Here is a 17,505-nt window from a genome sequence, read left to right on the forward strand (position 1 = left end):
TGAATGATGTGTGCGATCTTCCTTCCGTTTGAGTGTTTGCCTTAACAGTTTATTCTGTTTTCAGGCTTTTTACCGGGTTCACCAGTGCACCCTTCAGTGCTTTATAGCTGACCGTCAGCCATGCGATGACTATGCTTGATAGTATTGTCAGTATGAAAACGCCAGCGCCGATACTAATGTGATAATGAAACCCGGCAAGCCAGTTATTCATGAAATAGTAGGCAATCGGCGCTGCAACTATAAAGGCAATGATCACGAGGAAGGTGAATTCTTTGGAGAACATGTACACGATGTTCGTCAGCGAGGCTCCCAGGACTTTCCTGATGCCGACCTCTTTTGTTTTTTGAACTGCCATAAATGATACGAGTCCATACAGCCCAAAGCAGGAGATCAGGATGGCTAAAAAGGAAAAGATCTTGAACAGTTGAGCGGTGAGCGCTTCATTATGATAGAATCTTTCCACGCGTTCATCTAAAAATACGGGATCATATAAATAGGTAGGATAGAAGCTGGTGAAGAGTTTGCTGACGCCTTCCATTGTCGCATTCATTCCATCAGTTCTCATGCGGACAGCGATCCACTCGTAGGTATTGTATTCCGTCGTGATCATGAGTGGAGTCAGCTCGTCGCGGAAAGGTTTGTTATTATAGTCTTTGATCACCCCGACGATCGGGATCTTTCTGTTCCAGTTACTCAGCGCAATCATTTTGCCGATCACGTCCTGTGGTGATTTGAATCCCAGTTTTTTGACGAACAGCTCATTTACGAGCGCTTCTTTCAGGGTGTCGCTTTGGAACAAAGTGCGGCCTGCGATCAGCTGGATGCCAAATGTCGAGAGGTAGCTCGTGTCTGCAAGCTGGCACCCTATATCGTATCCTTTTTCTTCCACATCGTTGTCAAATACAAACCCGCTGGTATAGGGCCATTCGCTGGTAGGTGCATCCATGCAAAGGCTGGCATTGGTTACTCCGCTAACCTGGAGCATCTGCGCTTTCAACGCAGGGTATCTCGCTTTCAGGGTGCTATCACTGGGAAGATTGATCAGGACGATCCCTTCTTTATCAAAACCCATTGGCTGATTTCTGAAATAGTTCATTTGTTTTACCACTACAAATGTTCCGATGATCAATAGCTGCGCGATCACGAACTGGAATACGACCAGTCCTCGTCTGAGCGAAATTCCTTTCGATAAGGTGGCCGCGGTCTTGCTCCGGAATGCCATCATCGGTTTGAAACCGGACAGTACCAGCGCAGGGTAAATGCCTGCAAGCAGCGTCACCACGGTTGCCGTGATGAACAGGTAAACGAGGATCTCTGGATACTGCGCAAAATTCAATGAAAGGTCTTTGTTCATCAGTGTATTCATCATTGGCAGGAAGATCCAGGTGAGAATACATCCCAGCACAACTGCTATGAATGTGATCAAGGCCGTTTCCTGCAGGAATTGCTGCATCAGTTGCTTCCTGTTCCCGCCTAATACCTTCCGGACCCCGATCTCCTTTGCGCGATTAACAGATTGCGCAGTGGTCAGGTTAATGAAATTGATACAGGCTACCAGTAAAAGAAAAACTCCGATCAGGCTGAGCGACCATAGCTCCCTTTTTGATAGCCCGTTTTCTCCATAGGTTTCAAAACTCTTGTCCAGGTGCATGGATGCCAGTGGCTGAAAGTTCAGCTCAGTCCTCAGGTCTTTGGTGTCTTTCAAATATTTTTTGGTAAACGTGTTCAGTTGGGATTGCAATGCCACGATCTGATGTCCTTCGCGGGCCATCACAAAGCACTCAGCTGGCCGGCGCAGCGAGCTCCAGAGGTTTTCAGGAGAATACAGGCCAGGAGCGGCATTTTTTAAGGTAGGAAAGGACCCGGCAAAATGAATGGGAATATCGGTATTGGAAGGTAGGTCCTGGTACACGCCAACTACCTGCAGCGGGATTCTGAACGACCAGAGTTGGACGGTTTTTCCTATGGCATTCGACGCGTTATCAAAATATTTCCGGGCAAGGCTTTCTGTGATCACGGCCTTGTTCGGCTCTGTCAGTGCTTTAGCGTTTCCGGCGATGAACTTAACGCTGAGCATATCAAAGATCCCGGCTTCAGCCCAGAACATGCCACCAGGTTCTTTGAATTTTTTTTCTTCGCCGATGCCTTCAGACGGTATATATACCTGAGCGCTCCCGATCTGCCAAAGGGCACCGATATTTTCCAGTTGCGGGAAATCCAACCGCAGCGCCTCCGGCAGAGCCATTGCAATACCGGCGGTTCGTAAACTTACTTCATTATTGCTTTTGGAATACTGACTCGCTGTTACCCTGTAAAGACGATCTTTATTCTCTTGAAAATCTTCGTACGATAATTCATGCCTGATTATTAGAAATAACATCAGACTTGCTGCAATGCCAATGGCGAGTCCAAAAATATTCAGAAACGAAAATCCCTTACGCTTCCAGAGAAAACGGAACGTTGTTGTAAAGAAGTTGGTTGACATAGCTGCAGCTGGTTTCTTTTGTAACAGTGAATTTAATCCAATGTCGTTTAGTGAAGGATTTTCCCGAAAGTTCATTCGATGTCCGATGACCGATGGCCGTTGGCCGAAAATACATATACCTGCTAGTGTCAATACCCTATACCAATTAGCCGCGATAGCTTCCATCCAAATGCGGCACCCGGCTGTCGGCCATTGAGCTAGTGTAGAAAGATCTCTTAACTAAACAACATTGGAATTTGATCGGTGACAAACTTATCCAAAGTCGGTACCAATTTTTAATTAATTGATTTTCAAGTTGGGAAGAGAAAGGCATAGATCAATGTGTCCGTTTTTGATACGATCAATGTTCTAAAATGCACCAGCTCAAACCTACAGTGAGACAAACTATCTAGCAGTTCGTGACCTTCTTATCACCTCCGGTTTGTTCAATGAAAAGCATAAAGGACATGAGAAAGCATGCGGAACGGCTCTCGGTTAAAGATTGATGTTATAAGAATGCTTATTCTCACACATGACAAATGTGCTGTGAGTACTTCCAATGCTTTTCACCGAGCCGAGTTTATTGAATACGAATTCCTGGTAATGCTTCATGTCTTTGGCATGAACCTTCAGGAGAAAGTCAAAGTCGCCGGAGATGTTGTAGCATTCAACCACTTCATCCAGCCGCAGGATATCCGTCACAAATTCGTGACCGATACTTTTATCATGTTGCTTGAGTCTGATATTGCAGAATACGATCAACCCGTAGTTCAGCTTCTCTGCGTCGATCAGTGCAATATACTTCTTGATAAACCCATTTGCTTCAAGCCGCTTTACCCGCTCGAATACCGGAGATGCGGAGAGGTTTACTTTGGCGGCAAGTTCTTTCATCGTGTGATTGGAATTTTCGCCAAGCATCTTCAATAATTGCCGGTCAATGTTATCCAGCTCTTCTGTCATAGAATAATTTTCTGGTGATCAGTTCAATCGGCAAACGTTGCCGTTAAATCGATGGCAAAATTAGGTAATTGCAGTTCATTCAACTGAATATTTGGCCGATAATAAGTTTATTAGTCTTATAAAATACATTTGTCCGGGATTTAGTTCTGTTAGATAGATGCCGGCATTTGTTTTTCCGTCCTGAACCCAATTGGTAAAGGTTTCCGGCTTCACCTGAATTAAAAGGGAACCATGTGTAAATCGTGGACTGTCGCGCGACTATTCTTCAGTATTTCAATGATCATGGACCATCGGAAGAGCCTTCGGCGAAATGCTTAACTAAGAACATTGTTTTGATATCATTTAAAGTAACAACTCATTAAACTTTACGCAACATGCTAACGCAAAATCTCGGCTATCCACGGATTGGTGGTCACAGAGAACTCAAAAAAGCATCTGAGCAATATTGGGCAGGCAAGATCGATCTGAACCAGCTGAAAGAGGTTGCAGCCAGGATCCGGGAAGATAACTGGAAAACACAATTGGATGCAGGCATAGATCTGATCCCGTGTAACGATTTTAGTTTCTATGATCAGACACTTGATGCAAGCGTATTGCTTGGTGCAATACCCGGACGGTATTCGCCCGTGCTGGCAGCGGGAGGAACGGATAGCGAGACCGATCTGTATTTTGCCATGGCCCGTGGTTATCAGAAGAACGGGCTTGATATTACGGCAATGGAGATGACCAAGTGGCTTGATACGAACTATCATTATATCGTTCCAGAATTTACCGCGGGTCAGGAGTTCAACATCTCCAATGAAAATATTTTCAACGAATATAAGAGCGCAAAAAGCATACTGGGAAAGAAAGCCAAGCCTGTATTAATCGGCCCGGTAAGTTATCTTTTGCTTGGCAAAGAAAAAGAACAGGGATTCGAGCGAATCGATCTGATCAAAAAACTTGTTCCTGTTTACATAGAGATCATTGGCCGGTTGAAGGAGCTGGGAGCTGAATGGATCCAGCTGGATGAACCCTGTCTTGCGCTGGATCTCTCCAAAAAAGAAAAGGAAGCGTTTGAACTGGCTTATCGCGCCATAGCGGCAAATGCAGGCGGGATCAAGGTTTTAGTGGCTACTTATTTTGAAGCTTTACTCGATAATACACAGCTGGCCGTCAATTTACCTGTAGCGGCTTTGCATATTGACCTTGTGCGCGCTCCGGAACAATTGGATGAGGTGCTGGCGCTGATCCCGCCTGATCTTCAGCTTTCGATCGGCGTGGTGGATGGTCGTAACGTTTGGAAAAATGACTATGAAAAGGCGCTTGGCCTGATCAATCAATCGATACACAAATTAGGAACAGATCGTGTGATCATCGCGCCGTCCTGTTCCCTGCTGCACAGCCCTATTGACCTGGAACTGGAGACTGCGCTGGATCCGGAGGTCAGGAGCTGGATGGCTTTTGCGAAACAAAAACTAAATGAAGTTGCTGAGCTTAAACAGGTGGCTGAAGGAAATGATGTATTACTACAGGCAAATAAGAAAGCGATCGAAAGCAGGCATTCTTCGCAGAGGGTTCACAAACAGTCAGTAAAGGGCCGTGTTGCTGCGATCACGGAAGCAGATGGACAAAGAAAAAGCGCTTTCGCGGTTCGTCAGCAATTGCACCGTGAACGTTTTGAGCTGCCTTTATTTCCTACTACAACGATCGGTTCTTTTCCTCAGACAGATGATATCCGTGAGTTAAGGGCAAAGCTCAAAAAAGGCGAACTGACGGTTGAGCAATATGATGCGGCCATCGAACAGGCAACTGTCGAGGCGATCCGTTGGCAGGAAGACCTCGGGCTGGATGTGCTGGTGCATGGTGAATTCGAACGTAATGATATGGTAGAGTATTTTGGTGAGCAGCTGGATGGATTCCTCTTTACCAAAAATGGCTGGGTACAGAGTTATGGCAGCCGATGCGTAAAGCCTCCCGTGATCTATGGAGATATCAGCCGGCCTAAGAATATGACGGTAAGATGGACCAGGTTTGCGGCTTCGCAGACGAACAAACCGATGAAAGGTATGCTGACCGGCCCGGTCACGATACTCCAGTGGTCTTTTGTGCGGGATGATCAGCCGCGTGATATTACCGCTAACCAGATCGCGCTTGCGATCCGTGATGAAGTGGTCGCGCTGGAGCGTGCGGGCATTGGAATTATCCAGATCGATGAAGCGGCCATCAGGGAAGGTTTGCCATTGCGGAAAGCAAACCGATCATTTTATCTGGGCTGGGCGGTCAATGCGTTCCGTATCACCGCCAGTGGTGTAGAAGACAGGACGCAGATCCACACGCATATGTGCTATAGTGAGTTCAATGACATCATCGAACATATTGCCGCTATGGATGCAGATGTGATCACGATTGAGACTTCGCGGTCACAAATGGAGTTGCTTCAGGCATTCGCGCATTTCGAATATCCGAATGAGATCGGACCGGGTGTGTATGATATTCACTCGCCGAGGGTGCCGGGCATAGATGAAATGGCTTCGCTACTGGCAAAGGCAGCGGATCTCTTGCCGGCTCAACATCTTTGGGTGAACCCCGACTGCGGTTTGAAGACACGTAAATGGCCGGAAACCAAAGCAGCGCTGGAGAACATGGTTGCCGCTGCCAGGCAGGCCCGCACGAAGACCAGCCTCGGCGGTTAGATAACGTAAATAAAAAAAGTACAACCCGTGTCAGGTAATTATTGAACCCTTTTGCATGGAACGCATAATTCGTGTTCCCGATTTGGTAAGCAATCAACTGCGCAGTATTTTAGCGGAATTGCCCGGTTAACAAGGCAAAAAATATATAGATACCACTGCTTATGTTCCTGAACAAGATCAGATCCGGAGAGTCCGGCATTTTAACCTACGGGATCACCCCGCCAAAGAAGTCTGAAACAAATCACCAGCGTATTGCTGAGATCGCTGAGAAAACAATAGCGAGGATCATGCCTTTGGACATCGATGCGCTGATAGTTTATGATGTGCAGGACGAGTCGGCCCGAACTTCGGTTGAAAGGCCTTTTCCCTATATCACCGCATGGGATCCATTTGAGTTTGCAAGCGGATACCTGCAGGGGCTGCAATTGCCAAAGATCATTTATCGCCCGGCGGGTAAATTTTCACAGGAAGAATTGTCTGCCTGGGTAGACGACCTCCATCAGCATCAGTTTTATCCTGTATTTGTCGGCATCCCTGCGCCGGATTTTGCGGTGAAGACCACATTGACCGAAGCGTATCAGATCTGGAGTAAGAACAGCAGTTCGTCTGTTGTGGGCGCCGTTACGATCCCGGAAAGACATGCTGTATTGAATGATGAGGATAAGCGTATCCTGGAGAAAGCCAGCTGGGGGGTATCATACTTTATTTCTCAATGTGTTTTTAATCTTGACTATGCCAGGAAAATGATCGATGATCTGGGCTGTACGTGCAGGGAGCAATCCACTGCCGTACCGACGATCATCTTCACACTTACTGCATGTGGTTCGTTGAAAACGCTTGAATTCATGGACTGGCTTGGTATCCATATTCCTGATGAGATGAAAGAAGAATTGAAGAATGCAGAGAATATGCTGGACAGGTCTGTGGGCATTTGCCTCGATATCGCGGCAGAAATGATCACTTATTGCAGTGAACGTTCCATCCCATTCGGTTTTAATATCGAGAGTGTAGCGATCAGAAAAGACGAGATCGAAGCATCTATTCATATGGTGAACAGGATTGGCGAAATGCTTGAACAGCAAGGCATCCGCAAAAGGAAAGCAATTCCTGTTGCTGAATAATATCCGTTACGATATCCCGGTGGTGACACGTGCCGCCGGGGTATAATTATATTCGATCTCCTCCTGTTGCACGGATTATTGCCCCCGGGGCAGTCTCGGTTCCCCTTTCCGCTCATTTTCGCCGGCCATATCACAATCAATACAATTACTGACCCCGATCATAATTTCCCCGCAGGGGGTATCCGAAGTTTGTCGCCCATGATGATCATATATAAAGAATTTAGTTTTGATGCAGCCCATTTTCTGCCAAATGTTCCTGAGGGACATAAATGCAGGCGGCTGCACGGACATACGTATTTGCTGAAAGTGTGTGTGGCAGGGGAGGCGAAGGCGCATGAACAATGGGTGATGGACTATGGCGATCTGAAAGCCGTTGTAAAACCCGTCGTGGATGAGCTGGATCACAAATACCTGAATGATATCAAAGGGCTCGAAAATCCGACCGCAGAAAAGGTCATTTTCTGGATCTGGCAGCGGTTAAAACCGGCTTTGCCGCAGCTGAAGCGGATCGAACTGAAGGAGACTCCAGGCTCGGGAGTTATATATGAGGAATAAAAATGTTTTTTAAGCGGTTTCTTGCTAAAACATACTGAGTTTAAAGCCAGTACATTAGCAGATGATCTTTCATAACATCTGTCTGCCCAATCCCATTCCGGCCTCCGGGAGTACACCCGTCATATTTGTGTAACACACACATTTCATTATACACATTCTGTGAATTTCTTTAACCTCCCGGGATTTAATTTATCGTGAACTTTATCAAGCTACACGGCGTTTTATTCCCCTTTGTTAATAGGTCATGATCTGCCAGCACAGGTTTCTGCGCTGTACGGACGTGACAGCTAAAATTATTGTGCTATGGGCTTATTTGATAAAAGAATTCAATATAAACCGTTCGAATATCCTGAGGTTCTTCAGTTCACTGCGGCGATCAACAAATCTTTCTGGGTTCATTCGGAAGTAGATTTTACAGCCGATATACAGGACTTTCATGCTCATCTGTCTCCCGAAGAACAGTCGGCTATCAAGAACAGTCTTCTTTCGATCGCGCAGATTGAAGTTGCGGTAAAATCTTTCTGGGGAAACCTCTATCAACATTTTCCAAAACCCGAGATGAATGGGCTTGGTTCCACTTTTGCAGAGTGCGAGTTCCGTCACTCAGAAGCTTATTCGCGTTTGCTGGAAGTGTTGGGTTATAATAACCAGTTTGAAGGTCTGCTTGAAGTGCCCGTAGTGCGTGAGCGGATCGGATACCTGTCATCCGCTTTACAGCATGCAAAATCCGATGATAAGAAAGAATATATTTCGTCTCTCATATTGTTCAGTTTACTGATTGAGAATGTAAGCCTGTTCAGTCAGTTTGCGATCATTCTTGCGTTCACGCGCTTTAAAGGCTTAATGAAAAATGTGAGCAATATCATTGCCTGGACTTCAGTGGATGAGCAAATTCATGCAAATGCGGGTATATTCCTGGTGAATAAACTGAAGGAAGAATATCCTGAGGTCTTTTCACCGGCGATGATCGAACATGTCCGCACGATCGTTCAGCAATCGATTATTACGGAAACGCGCATGCTTGATTGGATCTTCAGTGCCGGGGATATTGATGTGATCAGTAAGAAGAATCTTGTCAATTTCATGAAGAAGCGTGCAGATGACAGCCTGGAGCAGATCGGGGTTGCTCCGATATTTAATTTAAGTGCGGATGATATCCGGCCGATGATCTGGTTTGAAGAAGAAGTATTCTCCAATAGCCTGGACGATTTCTTTGCGAAACGCCCGGTTGAATACACGAAATTTGATAAGAGCATTTCGGCACACGATCTTTTTTAATATACTTTCTCCATTATATAGTCAAAACCCATTAAATCTACTAGTATGACAACATTGTTTGAGTCAGCAGAGCCCGCAGTTGATCAGCTGCCAGATATAGCTGGTAAATATGAACACGAAAAACTGTGGTGGAAGAATGAAGAGAGTGAGCAGATACTCAACCGCGGATACCTTTTGAAAGGAGAGACGGTAGAGGGTGCAATAGACCGGATCTGTTCTGCTGCAGCTCAGCGTTTATATAAACCTGAATTGAAAGATGCGTTCAAGGAAATGATCGAGAGAGGATGGATGAGCCTCAGCTCACCTATCTGGGCGAATATGGGGACAGAAAGAGGTCTTCCGATCTCCTGCTTTAATGTTCATGTTCCTGATAATATTGAAGGCATTACGCATAAGCTTGGTGAGGTGATCATGCAAACGAAACTTGGTGGCGGTACGTCTGCTTACTTTGGTTCATTGCGTGAAAGAGGAAGCGCTGTAACTGATAACGGAAAGAGCAGTGGTGCAGTCAGCTTTATGCGTTTGTTCGATACGGCGATGGATACGATCTCCCAGGGTGGCGTTCGCCGTGGTGCATTCGCTGCCTATATGGATATCGATCATGGTGATATCGAGGAGTTCCTGTCTATTAAAGATATTGGTCATCCGATCCAAAACCTGTTCAACGGAGTTTGTGTTCCGGACTACTGGATGCAGGATATGATCGATGGCGATATGAAGAAAAGAGAAGTGTGGGCGAAAGTGCTTGAAAGCCGTCAGCAGAAAGGTCTTCCTTACATTTTCTTTACAGACAATGTGAATCGTAATAAGCCGCAGGTTTATAAAGACGCCAATCTTTCGATCAACGCCAGCAATCTATGCTCCGAGATCATGCTGCCATCTACAGAAGATGAGTCATTCATCTGCTGCCTGTCTTCCATGAACCTCGAGTTGTACGATGAATGGAAAGATACCAACGCGGTAAGACTGGCTGTGTTCTTCCTTGATGCCGTGTTACAGGAGTTCATTGCAAAGACAGAAGATAATTTCTACCTGAAAGCTGCGAACACTTTTGCGAAGAGACATCGTGCGCTCGGCCTGGGTGTATTAGGCTGGCATTCCTATCTTCAAAAGAATATGATCCCCTTCGAAGGCCTGAAAGCAAAACAGTTAACGGCTTCAATCTTTAAAGATATCCAGGAAAAAGCATTAAAAGCAAGTAAAGACCTGGCATGGATCTATGGTGAGCCCGATCTGTTAAAGGGATATGGCCGGAGAAATACTACCGTCCTTGCGATTGCGCCAACTACCTCTTCTTCCGCAATCCTTGGTCAGACATCGCCCGGTATTGAGCCATTCAGCAGCAACTATTTTAAAGCGGGGTTGTCGAAAGGTAATTTCATGCGGAAGAATAAGTACCTGAAAGAATTGCTGATCAAAAAAGGTATCGATAATGAAGATACCTGGCGCACGATCATGCTGAATCATGGAAGTGTGCAGCACCTGAAAGAGCTGACGGTGGAAGAGAAAGAAGTATTCAAGACATTCAAAGAGATCAGCCAGCTGGAGATCATTCAACAGGCATCCATCCGTCAGCAATATGTGGATCAGTCTCAAAGCCTGAACCTAAACATTCCTTCGGATGTTCCTGTTAAGGATGTGAACCGTCTCCTGATCGAAGCATGGAAGCTGGGTATCAAAACCCTGTATTACCAGCGCAGCCAGAGCGTGTCAAAAGAAATGGTTACAAGTTTGGTGAGCTGCAAGAGCTGTGAAGCTTGATCAAATAAGGAAGTTCCATATCAATTTATATCAACGCCTCCTGATCGGGAGGCGTTTTTGTGTTTTCCGTGACCAATGGCAGCCCCGGTTCGATGCTATCAGGCTGAGGAGACAAGCAGTTGGTGTAATGGGAGGTTTGAAGGGCGGAAAGTTGCACAGGTTTCGAAGGTTTAATGGGTTTCAAAGGTTCCATAGGTTGATGTCTCGCAAAAGGTTTGGTAAGTCTCGGGGGCTACGCTTCCCCGGGGGCGGGCTAATATTCCCGCCGCGCGACGATGCGTTCACGGCCGCGCATTACGATCCATTTGCCGCGCGCGCGCAGGCCAGAAATGGGCATACGACAGCAACCGCATTGCTGCGTTTGACTGTCGTCGCCCACTTTTCATTTGTATAATTCCACAATTCCTATCTCACTATTCCTTTTTTGATCATACTAATAAATGAAAAAAAACGCACCGCCCTTTTCAGGACTGCCCTCCTCCACCAGTCCTGAAAATGACGGTGACTAAGAAATTTCTCTGCTGTAAATATCATTGTATGTAAAAGGGAATCCATGGGAAAAACACAGGATCTCCCGGGAAAATAACGGAAGTACTATGTTGAATTGACGAACTGTAACATAAACTGAACACCTCATCCTCCGAGTTTGCACCTGATACCTTACTGCCTGTTAAGATCATAAGACCGGAATGTGACCAGTATTTTTACCTCAGAACTTGTATGTTAATAAAAGCATGTCTCTTAATTGAATGCCGTCCTCATATATGGGTTCGTCGTACTGCTGAATAAAAAAATCTTTTCTGACACCAGATCTTTTGAATCCGTTCTTTTCATAGAACTGGATTTGCGCAGCCGCAGAATCGGGTGTGCCAACGATAATTTGCGGGTACCGGGTCAGGCAGATCTCCTTTATATAACCGATGATGATACTGCCGATCCCTTTTCGCTGGAATTCCGGAAGGACGGCGATGTTCTTTAATTCAATTGTTTGCCTACTGATCGGAGACAGGCAGAATGCTCCAATTAATTGATGGTCATTTTTGACGAGATAGAACTCTGATCCGAAAACATATTTGTTGATAGCTTCAATGGTTTCATCTGCCAGTAATAAGAGATCATAAGGGATGTTTTTGCTGTTATCGACCTGTTCATAATATAGCTGTATCATCCTGGTTAATCTGTGGCATGAGTTTTAACGAATATGTTCATATGGTTTGAAGGCGGGGTCTGATAGTGACGGGTTTTTGATCAGTACAGAATCGGTCAACGTTCGGAGAAAATACGTGATGTACTGGATCTGTGCCTTATCGAGCGGTTTGCTGTTTATGATCAGCGTGTCCGTATTCGGGTCAGGTGTCGCCATGCTGAAATGATTGGTGGCAATACTTAATCCCCAGGTGCGTCCATCGTGAAAGTATGGTGCGGTACGTGCAATGTTCCGCAGAGACGGTACTTTGAATTTCAGTGAATCTGCCGGTAGACCGGTGATGCGCATACGGCCATAATCGTTGATGGTGGGATCCAGTGGCAATCCGATATTTCTATAACTGAAATCTGTAAAGAATGGTTCCGCATGGCAACTGTTGCAATGCAACTGGAATAATTCATAGCCGCGTTGCTCGAAGTCGTTGAACCTGTCTTTCCCTTTTTTAACGCGATCGTATCGCGAACTGGCTGAAACGATGGTACCGGTGAACTGGGCCAGTGCCCGCAGGATTCGTTGTGAATTGATCTTCGTGTCACCAAAAGCAGCTTTGAACATTGAACGGTATTGCGGATCAGCATTCAGTTTATACAGGATGCTGTCGATCGTTGTGGCCATTTCGTTTGTATCCAGCAATGGCGCCAGTGGCTGCACTTCGATATGGTTGATGGCGCCATCGAGATGCAGTTCTTTGTGCCAGGCGAGATTGAATAAAGGCGGCGCATTACGGATCGTAAAGGCATTATTGAATCCGTGGCTAAGCGGATGCTCAAAATCTGAGAAGGCGGCAAATTGCTGGTGGCAGGACGCGCAGGATGTTATACCATCTCTGGAGAGCTGCCCCTCATAGAAAAGTTTTCTTCCGAGGGCGATGCCTTCCTTTGTAAGTGGATTATCCTGGAATTTATATACCGGGGAGGGGAATCCATCAGGAATGATCTGTTTTACGGGAGTTCCAATGAGATTTTCTTTTGTAACGAAGGCCTGTATGCTAAAAGCACCAAGCATCACCAGAACGGCCAGCGATAATATGATGATCGTAGCGCGCATTATTGTGCTTCCGCTGCGTTGAACATGGTGATATAATTTTCCGCATATTGCAAGGAAAGCTCGCCGGGCGTCATGCATGCCGTATGTTTTGATAGTGGCAATGGATGTTTTCCATTGAACCATTTATTGATATCAACGGAGATCCGGATAGTTGACTGTTTGCTTCCTGTAATGATGGGCATTCGTTCTGTTACTGGGATTTCGACGCGCTGCAACACATTGTAGGGGCCTTTGAACCCGCCGATATGAAATTCAAACATGTTGCGGGGTAGTTTGGAAACGGGAGAGGAGCCTTCCAGTTTGGCCATGATGTAGCCGGTTTGCCATGTCCAGAACATTCCATTGATCGGGTCCAGAGCGCCATCCTGTGCTCCGCTTATATTTTTCAGGCTATCAACGCCGATCAGAAACGATAAGGACGTGTATTGTCCCGCTGGTACTTTCAGATCGATCTGTTTTGATAATGGTTCCGCTTCATCGATCAAAAAGTAGCTGGCCGGCGTTTTGTATAGCTTGCCTGTTTTCCGGTTGTGCCATTGAATATTGCTGATATAATACCTGAACCTGCTTACAGTGAAGGATTCGCCAAAGTCATTTTTATAAATGCTGTCCGGGGAGAATTCCCGTGTTCCAACTGTATGAACGAATTCGAGAGAAACGGTAGCAGTGGCCACCGGTCTGTTATTTTTTTGTGCCAGGCCTGGTTGTGGGATCAGCGATATCAGTGCACTGATAAAAGTAACAGAGAGGAAGTATGAATAATATCTGCTTTTTAATACCATCAGGTTGACTGTTACCAAAGTTGGTCGTTACATTTAGCCTGTATTTGCTGGAAGGTCGCATTTACCTGCGTGATCAGCGTTTTGATGTCTGTATCGTCCTTGCTTTTCCTTACACCGCTTTGAAGGGCTTCGGTGTCTTTGACCAATTTCTTCAGGAGAGACTTGAGTGTGCGGGCGTCGTAACCGGGAGGGATAGCGGATGCCTGCAATTCTTTTGCTTTTGCTGTCAGAACGATGGCGCTATCCTTTGCTGGTTGTAATTGACCTTTTGCCGCGGTTTCGTATGTCTGATCTATCAGGTTGCGGAACTCATGAAATGGCTTCCATTGCTGTTTCTGAGCATGAAGACTGAGCGATGCAAGCAGGAGGGCGAACAATGCTATTTTTTTCATCATACGAATTTGGCAATAAAGGTATCCAAGAAGTTGGGGAATGGGAAGAAGTTAGGGGTTTTTTCACATTTTCTTTCATTTGGCCAGGACTAATCTCCTTGGGTTAAGACTTCTGGCGGTATAGCAAGGCTTATTAAGCCCTTTATTCCGTCCAAATGCTACCGTGCACTTTTTATATGCCTGGTATAAAGGGTAGCCACAGGCTGCGGATCAGTGTCTGGACGCAAGCTCGCAATTCTCAGCACAGGTAATCGGTGAACTTCGGCGCGTTCTCTTTATTTTTATTCAAAATAGCTCGAGTGATGATATCTCCGATGATCCGGTCTGTATTCTTTTCCATCGTACTGCTTCAACTGTCTTGCGGGTCTATCCAGCAGTCATCGAAGCAGGGATATGCGCCTTCTGCGCCAGATCGTAACCAGGTCGGAGCCCATGCACTTCCTGCTGATATTGCACCGGTGAAAGCGCCCTTTCCTGTTAAAGATTTTAAGAAGCCTTTATTCCCTGCATTGACGATCACCGTCCGTGCAGCATCATCATCAAATGGAAAACACACCACAGCCATTCAATCAGCAATAGATGAAGTAAGCCAACGGAACGGCGGGACTGTTATCATCCCGAAAGGTGAATGGTATTCGGGACGGATCCACTTAAAGAGCAACGTCAACTTACATCTGGAGGACGGTGCCGTGATCTATTTCAGCGGCGAAGTGGAGGATTATCGCCCGGCGGTATTTACACGATTTGAAGGTGTAGAAGTGATGTCTCTTGGTGCGTGTATTTATGCGAACGGGCAGCAGCATATCGCCATTACCGGTAAGGGAAAACTCGTCGGACCTGCAAAAGGAGGATCGATAAGCAGGCAGGCGAGGGACACGATCGTGACCGAAGACCTCGTCCCACACACTAAGCCTGTTGCAGACAGAGTGTTCGAAGGATATGGTAACGATTTTGTATTTCGCCCGATGTTCATTTCTCCCATCAATTGTAAAGATGTGTATATCGAGGGTATTACGCTGGAAAAAACAGCATTCTGGAACATTGTGCCGGCCTATTGCGATGGCGTGATCATTCGCGGTGTGACGGTGAACTCTGTCGGAATTCCCCGGGGAGATGGGATAGACATTGAGTCGTCCCGTAATGTCCTGATAGAATATTGTACACTTAATTGCGGTGACGATTGTTTTACTATTAAAGCAGGAAGGGCGGAAGATGGTAAACGGGTAAATATTCCGAGCGAAAATATTGTGATCAGGCACTGCCTCGCGTGAGAAGGCCATGGGGGAGTGACGGTTGGCAGTGAAACTGCCGCAATGATCCGCAATCTGTATGTACATGATTGTGTGTTTGAACATACACGTACAGGTCTTAGGTTTAAAACGCGACGCCCGCGCGGTGGCGGAGGAGAAAATCTTTTCTATGAAAGGATCAGGATGAATTTATCTGGACCGGTGTTCGAATGGGATATGCTTGGTAGCCCTGCTTATGTTGGCAACCTCGCAAAACGCCTGCCCGTACTGCCCGTTACTCCATTGACACCGCAATTCAAAAATATTACAGCGCGGGATATTATTGCAGAGCAGGCAAGTCAGTTCATAAAAGCAACAGCGATACCAGAAACGCCGCTTGAAAATGTGCTTATTGAGAATATATCCATCCGTTCTGCGAAACTGATCAGAGCTGCGGATGTAAATGGATTCGTATTGAAGAACGCCACCATTGAAACCAGTGATTCCCTGATCAGCCTGCTTGACGCCAGGAACATGCTTTTTGAAAATGTCAGATTCAATACGGGAGGAGCATTGCTCTATGTTGATGTGTCCGGGCCAGCGTCAGCGGCTATTAAGTTCAAAAATTGCTCTCCCTTAAAACCGACTGGATGGAAAGAGGCAAACTGGGTCAGGCCTGTTTCTGCAAACGGAAAAAATGATCAATGAAAAAGAGTATCGCGTTTATGAAATACATTTTGTGCACTCAGGCTATAAAAAGGACTTTACGGGGTTCTGTATTAGCGGCGCTTGTGTTTCTGCAAATGAGCAGTGAAAGTATGGCTCAACATAAGCCACGTCTCTTTATCAGTACAGATATCGGAGGTACCGATCCGGATGATAATCAATCCATGATCCACCTGCTGATGTATGCAAATGATTTTTCGATCGAAGGACTCGTTTCGACCTCGTTTGTTCAGGGCCGGAAGCAGCACATTGTGGACATGATCAACCTTTATGAAAAAGATCTTCCCTCGCTTAGCAGGCATGCGAAAGGGTATCCGGCACCCGGGTCATTACGCGGGCTGACAAAACAGGGAGCTGTCGCCGGCGCGCCGTTCAAAGGCTATGCAACAGCCACAGAAGGTTCGAAATGGCTGGTTGAATGCGCAAGTAAAAGATCTTCTTCTCCGCTATGGGTGCTGGTTTGGGGCGGATTGGAAGATGTAGCGCAGGCTCTTCACGATTCACCCGCGATAAAGAAAAATATCCGGGTATACTGGATCGGAGGCCCGAATAAAAAGTGGGGCCCGAATGCTTATCATTACATCGCAGCCAACCATCCTGATCTTTGGATGATCGAAGCAAATGCAACATACCGCGGTTGGTTCATGGATGCAGATGCGCCGGAAGAACTAAAGGCAAAAACGTATTTCAATAAGTATATCAACGGAAGTGGCGCCATGGGCACAGATTTTATCAACTATTATGGCGGCAACCTGAAAATGGGCGACACTCCTTCTTTCGCGTATCTACAGCATGGAGACCCCGACAATCCAGGCGGCGATAGCTGGGGTGGAAGCTTTACCCGGATCGCAAGAAGCCCGAGAAAGATATTCAGAGATCGATCATTGATCACCGATACCGTGGCTACCTATGCGATCATTGAATGGCACTTCACCGGGCCATCACTGCAGATAGCTGCTGACTCAGTTTGTTTCGAGATGGAGATATCGGGACAAAAATGGCCGGGCTATTACCTTGGGCAAGGACGCTATGCCGTACGCTATAGTCCCAAGCAGGCAGAAACCGCCAGTTATTCAACGATCAGCTCTATTCCAGCGTTAAACGGACTGAAGGGACAGTATGTGGCGGTAATACCCTGGCCAGGAAAAGAAAATTTGGAAGATTACAAGGTTGGCCGGAACTGGTATACAGACAGGAAAGAATCTTCTTTGTTCATCGGCTCCCAGCAAGGAGCTAAAACTGTTTCGAAGCATCGTGCTGCGTACCTCAACGATTGGGCAAAAAGATGGGAGTGGTTGAAAGATTAAA

The 17,505-nt window shown here is 46.3% G+C and carries 14 protein-coding genes; 8 read left to right on the forward strand and 6 right to left on the reverse strand.

Going from position 1 to position 17,505, the window contains the following annotated elements:
- Positions 1 to 49: 49 nt before the first annotated feature.
- Both LZZ85_RS03815 and LZZ85_RS03820 read right to left on the reverse strand, forming a co-directional pair.
- The gene (locus tag LZZ85_RS03815; RefSeq protein WP_237868617.1) at positions 50 to 2,485 is read right to left on the reverse strand and encodes an FtsX-like permease family protein; all 2,436 of its coding nucleotides are present in this window, start codon (positions 2,483 to 2,485) and stop codon (positions 50 to 52) included.
- Positions 2,486 to 2,959: 474 nt separating this feature from the next.
- A complete protein-coding gene (locus LZZ85_RS03820) occupies positions 2,960 to 3,424 on the reverse strand; it encodes an Lrp/AsnC family transcriptional regulator (protein ID WP_237868618.1) in 465 nt (154 codons plus the stop codon).
- 374 nt (positions 3,425 to 3,798) lie between these two features.
- On the opposite strand from LZZ85_RS03820, the gene metE reads away from it, so the two are divergent.
- The 5 genes from metE to LZZ85_RS03845 all read left to right on the forward strand — a co-directional run bounded on the left by metE (position 3,799) and on the right by LZZ85_RS03845 (position 10,814).
- Positions 3,799 to 6,099 carry a 5-methyltetrahydropteroyltriglutamate--homocysteine S-methyltransferase gene (gene metE, locus LZZ85_RS03825; RefSeq protein ID WP_237868619.1) on the forward strand — a complete coding sequence of 767 codons (2,301 nt, stop codon included), beginning with the start codon at positions 3,799 to 3,801 and terminating at the stop codon, positions 6,097 to 6,099.
- Between the two features lie 161 nt (positions 6,100 to 6,260).
- Complete coding sequence (locus tag LZZ85_RS03830) at positions 6,261 to 7,220, forward strand: methylenetetrahydrofolate reductase (protein WP_237868620.1); 960 nt, start codon at positions 6,261 to 6,263, stop codon at positions 7,218 to 7,220.
- Positions 7,221 to 7,418: 198 nt separating this feature from the next.
- The gene (gene queD / locus LZZ85_RS03835; protein ID WP_237868621.1) at positions 7,419 to 7,775 is read left to right on the forward strand and encodes a 6-carboxytetrahydropterin synthase QueD; all 357 of its coding nucleotides are present in this window, start codon (positions 7,419 to 7,421) and stop codon (positions 7,773 to 7,775) included.
- Positions 7,776 to 8,078: 303 nt separating this feature from the next.
- Positions 8,079 to 9,053 carry a ribonucleotide-diphosphate reductase subunit beta gene (locus LZZ85_RS03840; RefSeq protein ID WP_237868622.1) on the forward strand — a complete coding sequence of 325 codons (975 nt, stop codon included), beginning with the start codon at positions 8,079 to 8,081 and terminating at the stop codon, positions 9,051 to 9,053.
- A gap of 45 nt (positions 9,054 to 9,098) precedes the next feature.
- Positions 9,099 to 10,814, forward strand: coding sequence for a ribonucleoside-diphosphate reductase subunit alpha (locus LZZ85_RS03845; protein WP_237868623.1), 1,716 nt, complete (start codon positions 9,099 to 9,101; stop codon positions 10,812 to 10,814).
- 709 nt (positions 10,815 to 11,523) lie between these two features.
- On the opposite strand, the gene LZZ85_RS03850 is transcribed toward LZZ85_RS03845, so the two are convergent.
- From LZZ85_RS03850 to LZZ85_RS03865, 4 genes are read right to left on the reverse strand one after another with little or no spacing between them, the layout of a single operon-like run.
- Complete coding sequence (locus LZZ85_RS03850) at positions 11,524 to 11,982, reverse strand: GNAT family N-acetyltransferase (RefSeq protein WP_237868624.1); 459 nt, start codon at positions 11,980 to 11,982, stop codon at positions 11,524 to 11,526.
- A gap of 24 nt (positions 11,983 to 12,006) precedes the next feature.
- Positions 12,007 to 13,068 (reverse strand): cytochrome-c peroxidase, encoded by a 1,062-nt coding sequence (locus LZZ85_RS03855; protein ID WP_237868625.1) that lies wholly within the window; start codon positions 13,066 to 13,068, stop codon positions 12,007 to 12,009.
- The gene (locus LZZ85_RS03860; protein ID WP_237868626.1) at positions 13,068 to 13,868 is read right to left on the reverse strand and encodes an MbnP family protein; all 801 of its coding nucleotides are present in this window, start codon (positions 13,866 to 13,868) and stop codon (positions 13,068 to 13,070) included. The genes LZZ85_RS03855 and LZZ85_RS03860 overlap by 1 nt, the downstream gene beginning before the upstream one ends.
- Complete coding sequence (locus LZZ85_RS03865) at positions 13,862 to 14,245, reverse strand: hypothetical protein (RefSeq protein WP_237868627.1); 384 nt, start codon at positions 14,243 to 14,245, stop codon at positions 13,862 to 13,864. Before LZZ85_RS03865 ends, LZZ85_RS03860 begins: the two co-directional genes overlap by 7 nt.
- 299 nt (positions 14,246 to 14,544) lie before the next feature.
- Here LZZ85_RS03865 and LZZ85_RS03870 point away from each other — a divergent pair, with 299 nt between their 5' ends.
- The 3 genes from LZZ85_RS03870 to LZZ85_RS03880 are packed head-to-tail and all read left to right on the forward strand — an operon-like array spanning position 14,545 to position 17,504.
- The gene (locus LZZ85_RS03870; RefSeq protein WP_237869230.1) at positions 14,545 to 15,513 is read left to right on the forward strand and encodes a glycoside hydrolase family 28 protein; all 969 of its coding nucleotides are present in this window, start codon (positions 14,545 to 14,547) and stop codon (positions 15,511 to 15,513) included.
- Positions 15,514 to 15,555: 42 nt separating this feature from the next.
- Positions 15,556 to 16,179, forward strand: a complete 624-nt coding sequence (locus LZZ85_RS03875; RefSeq protein WP_237868628.1) for a glycoside hydrolase family protein — start codon at positions 15,556 to 15,558, stop codon at positions 16,177 to 16,179.
- Entirely contained in the window at positions 16,176 to 17,504 is a 1,329-nt protein-coding gene (locus tag LZZ85_RS03880; protein ID WP_237868629.1) for a nucleoside hydrolase-like domain-containing protein, read from the forward strand. Before LZZ85_RS03875 ends, LZZ85_RS03880 begins: the two co-directional genes overlap by 4 nt.
- Position 17,505 lies beyond the last annotated feature (1 nt).

This window comes from Terrimonas ginsenosidimutans, from assembly GCF_022012415.1.
Taxonomy (GTDB): Bacteria; Bacteroidota; Bacteroidia; order Chitinophagales; family Chitinophagaceae; genus Terrimonas_A; species Terrimonas_A ginsenosidimutans.

Bases quoted from the DNA above. Each gene is read 5' to 3' on its own strand.
- LZZ85_RS03815 (WP_237868617.1), bottom strand. From the start codon at position 2,485: ATGTCAACCAACTTCTTTACAACAACGTTCCGTTTTCTCTGGAAGCGT.
- LZZ85_RS03820 (WP_237868618.1), bottom strand. From the start codon at position 3,424: ATGACAGAAGAGCTGGATAACATTGACCGGCAATTATTGAAGATGCTT.
- metE (WP_237868619.1), top strand. From the start codon at position 3,799: ATGCTAACGCAAAATCTCGGCTATCCACGGATTGGTGGTCACAGAGAA.
- LZZ85_RS03830 (WP_237868620.1), top strand. From the start codon at position 6,261: ATGTTCCTGAACAAGATCAGATCCGGAGAGTCCGGCATTTTAACCTAC.
- queD (WP_237868621.1), top strand. From the start codon at position 7,419: ATGATGATCATATATAAAGAATTTAGTTTTGATGCAGCCCATTTTCTG.
- LZZ85_RS03840 (WP_237868622.1), top strand. From the start codon at position 8,079: ATGGGCTTATTTGATAAAAGAATTCAATATAAACCGTTCGAATATCCT.
- LZZ85_RS03845 (WP_237868623.1), top strand. From the start codon at position 9,099: ATGACAACATTGTTTGAGTCAGCAGAGCCCGCAGTTGATCAGCTGCCA.
- LZZ85_RS03850 (WP_237868624.1), bottom strand. From the start codon at position 11,982: ATGATACAGCTATATTATGAACAGGTCGATAACAGCAAAAACATCCCT.
- LZZ85_RS03855 (WP_237868625.1), bottom strand. From the start codon at position 13,068: ATGCGCGCTACGATCATCATATTATCGCTGGCCGTTCTGGTGATGCTT.
- LZZ85_RS03865 (WP_237868627.1), bottom strand. From the start codon at position 14,245: ATGATGAAAAAAATAGCATTGTTCGCCCTCCTGCTTGCATCGCTCAGT.
- LZZ85_RS03870 (WP_237869230.1), top strand. From the start codon at position 14,545: ATGATATCTCCGATGATCCGGTCTGTATTCTTTTCCATCGTACTGCTT.
- LZZ85_RS03875 (WP_237868628.1), top strand. From the start codon at position 15,556: ATGATCCGCAATCTGTATGTACATGATTGTGTGTTTGAACATACACGT.
- LZZ85_RS03880 (WP_237868629.1), top strand. From the start codon at position 16,176: ATGAAAAAGAGTATCGCGTTTATGAAATACATTTTGTGCACTCAGGCT.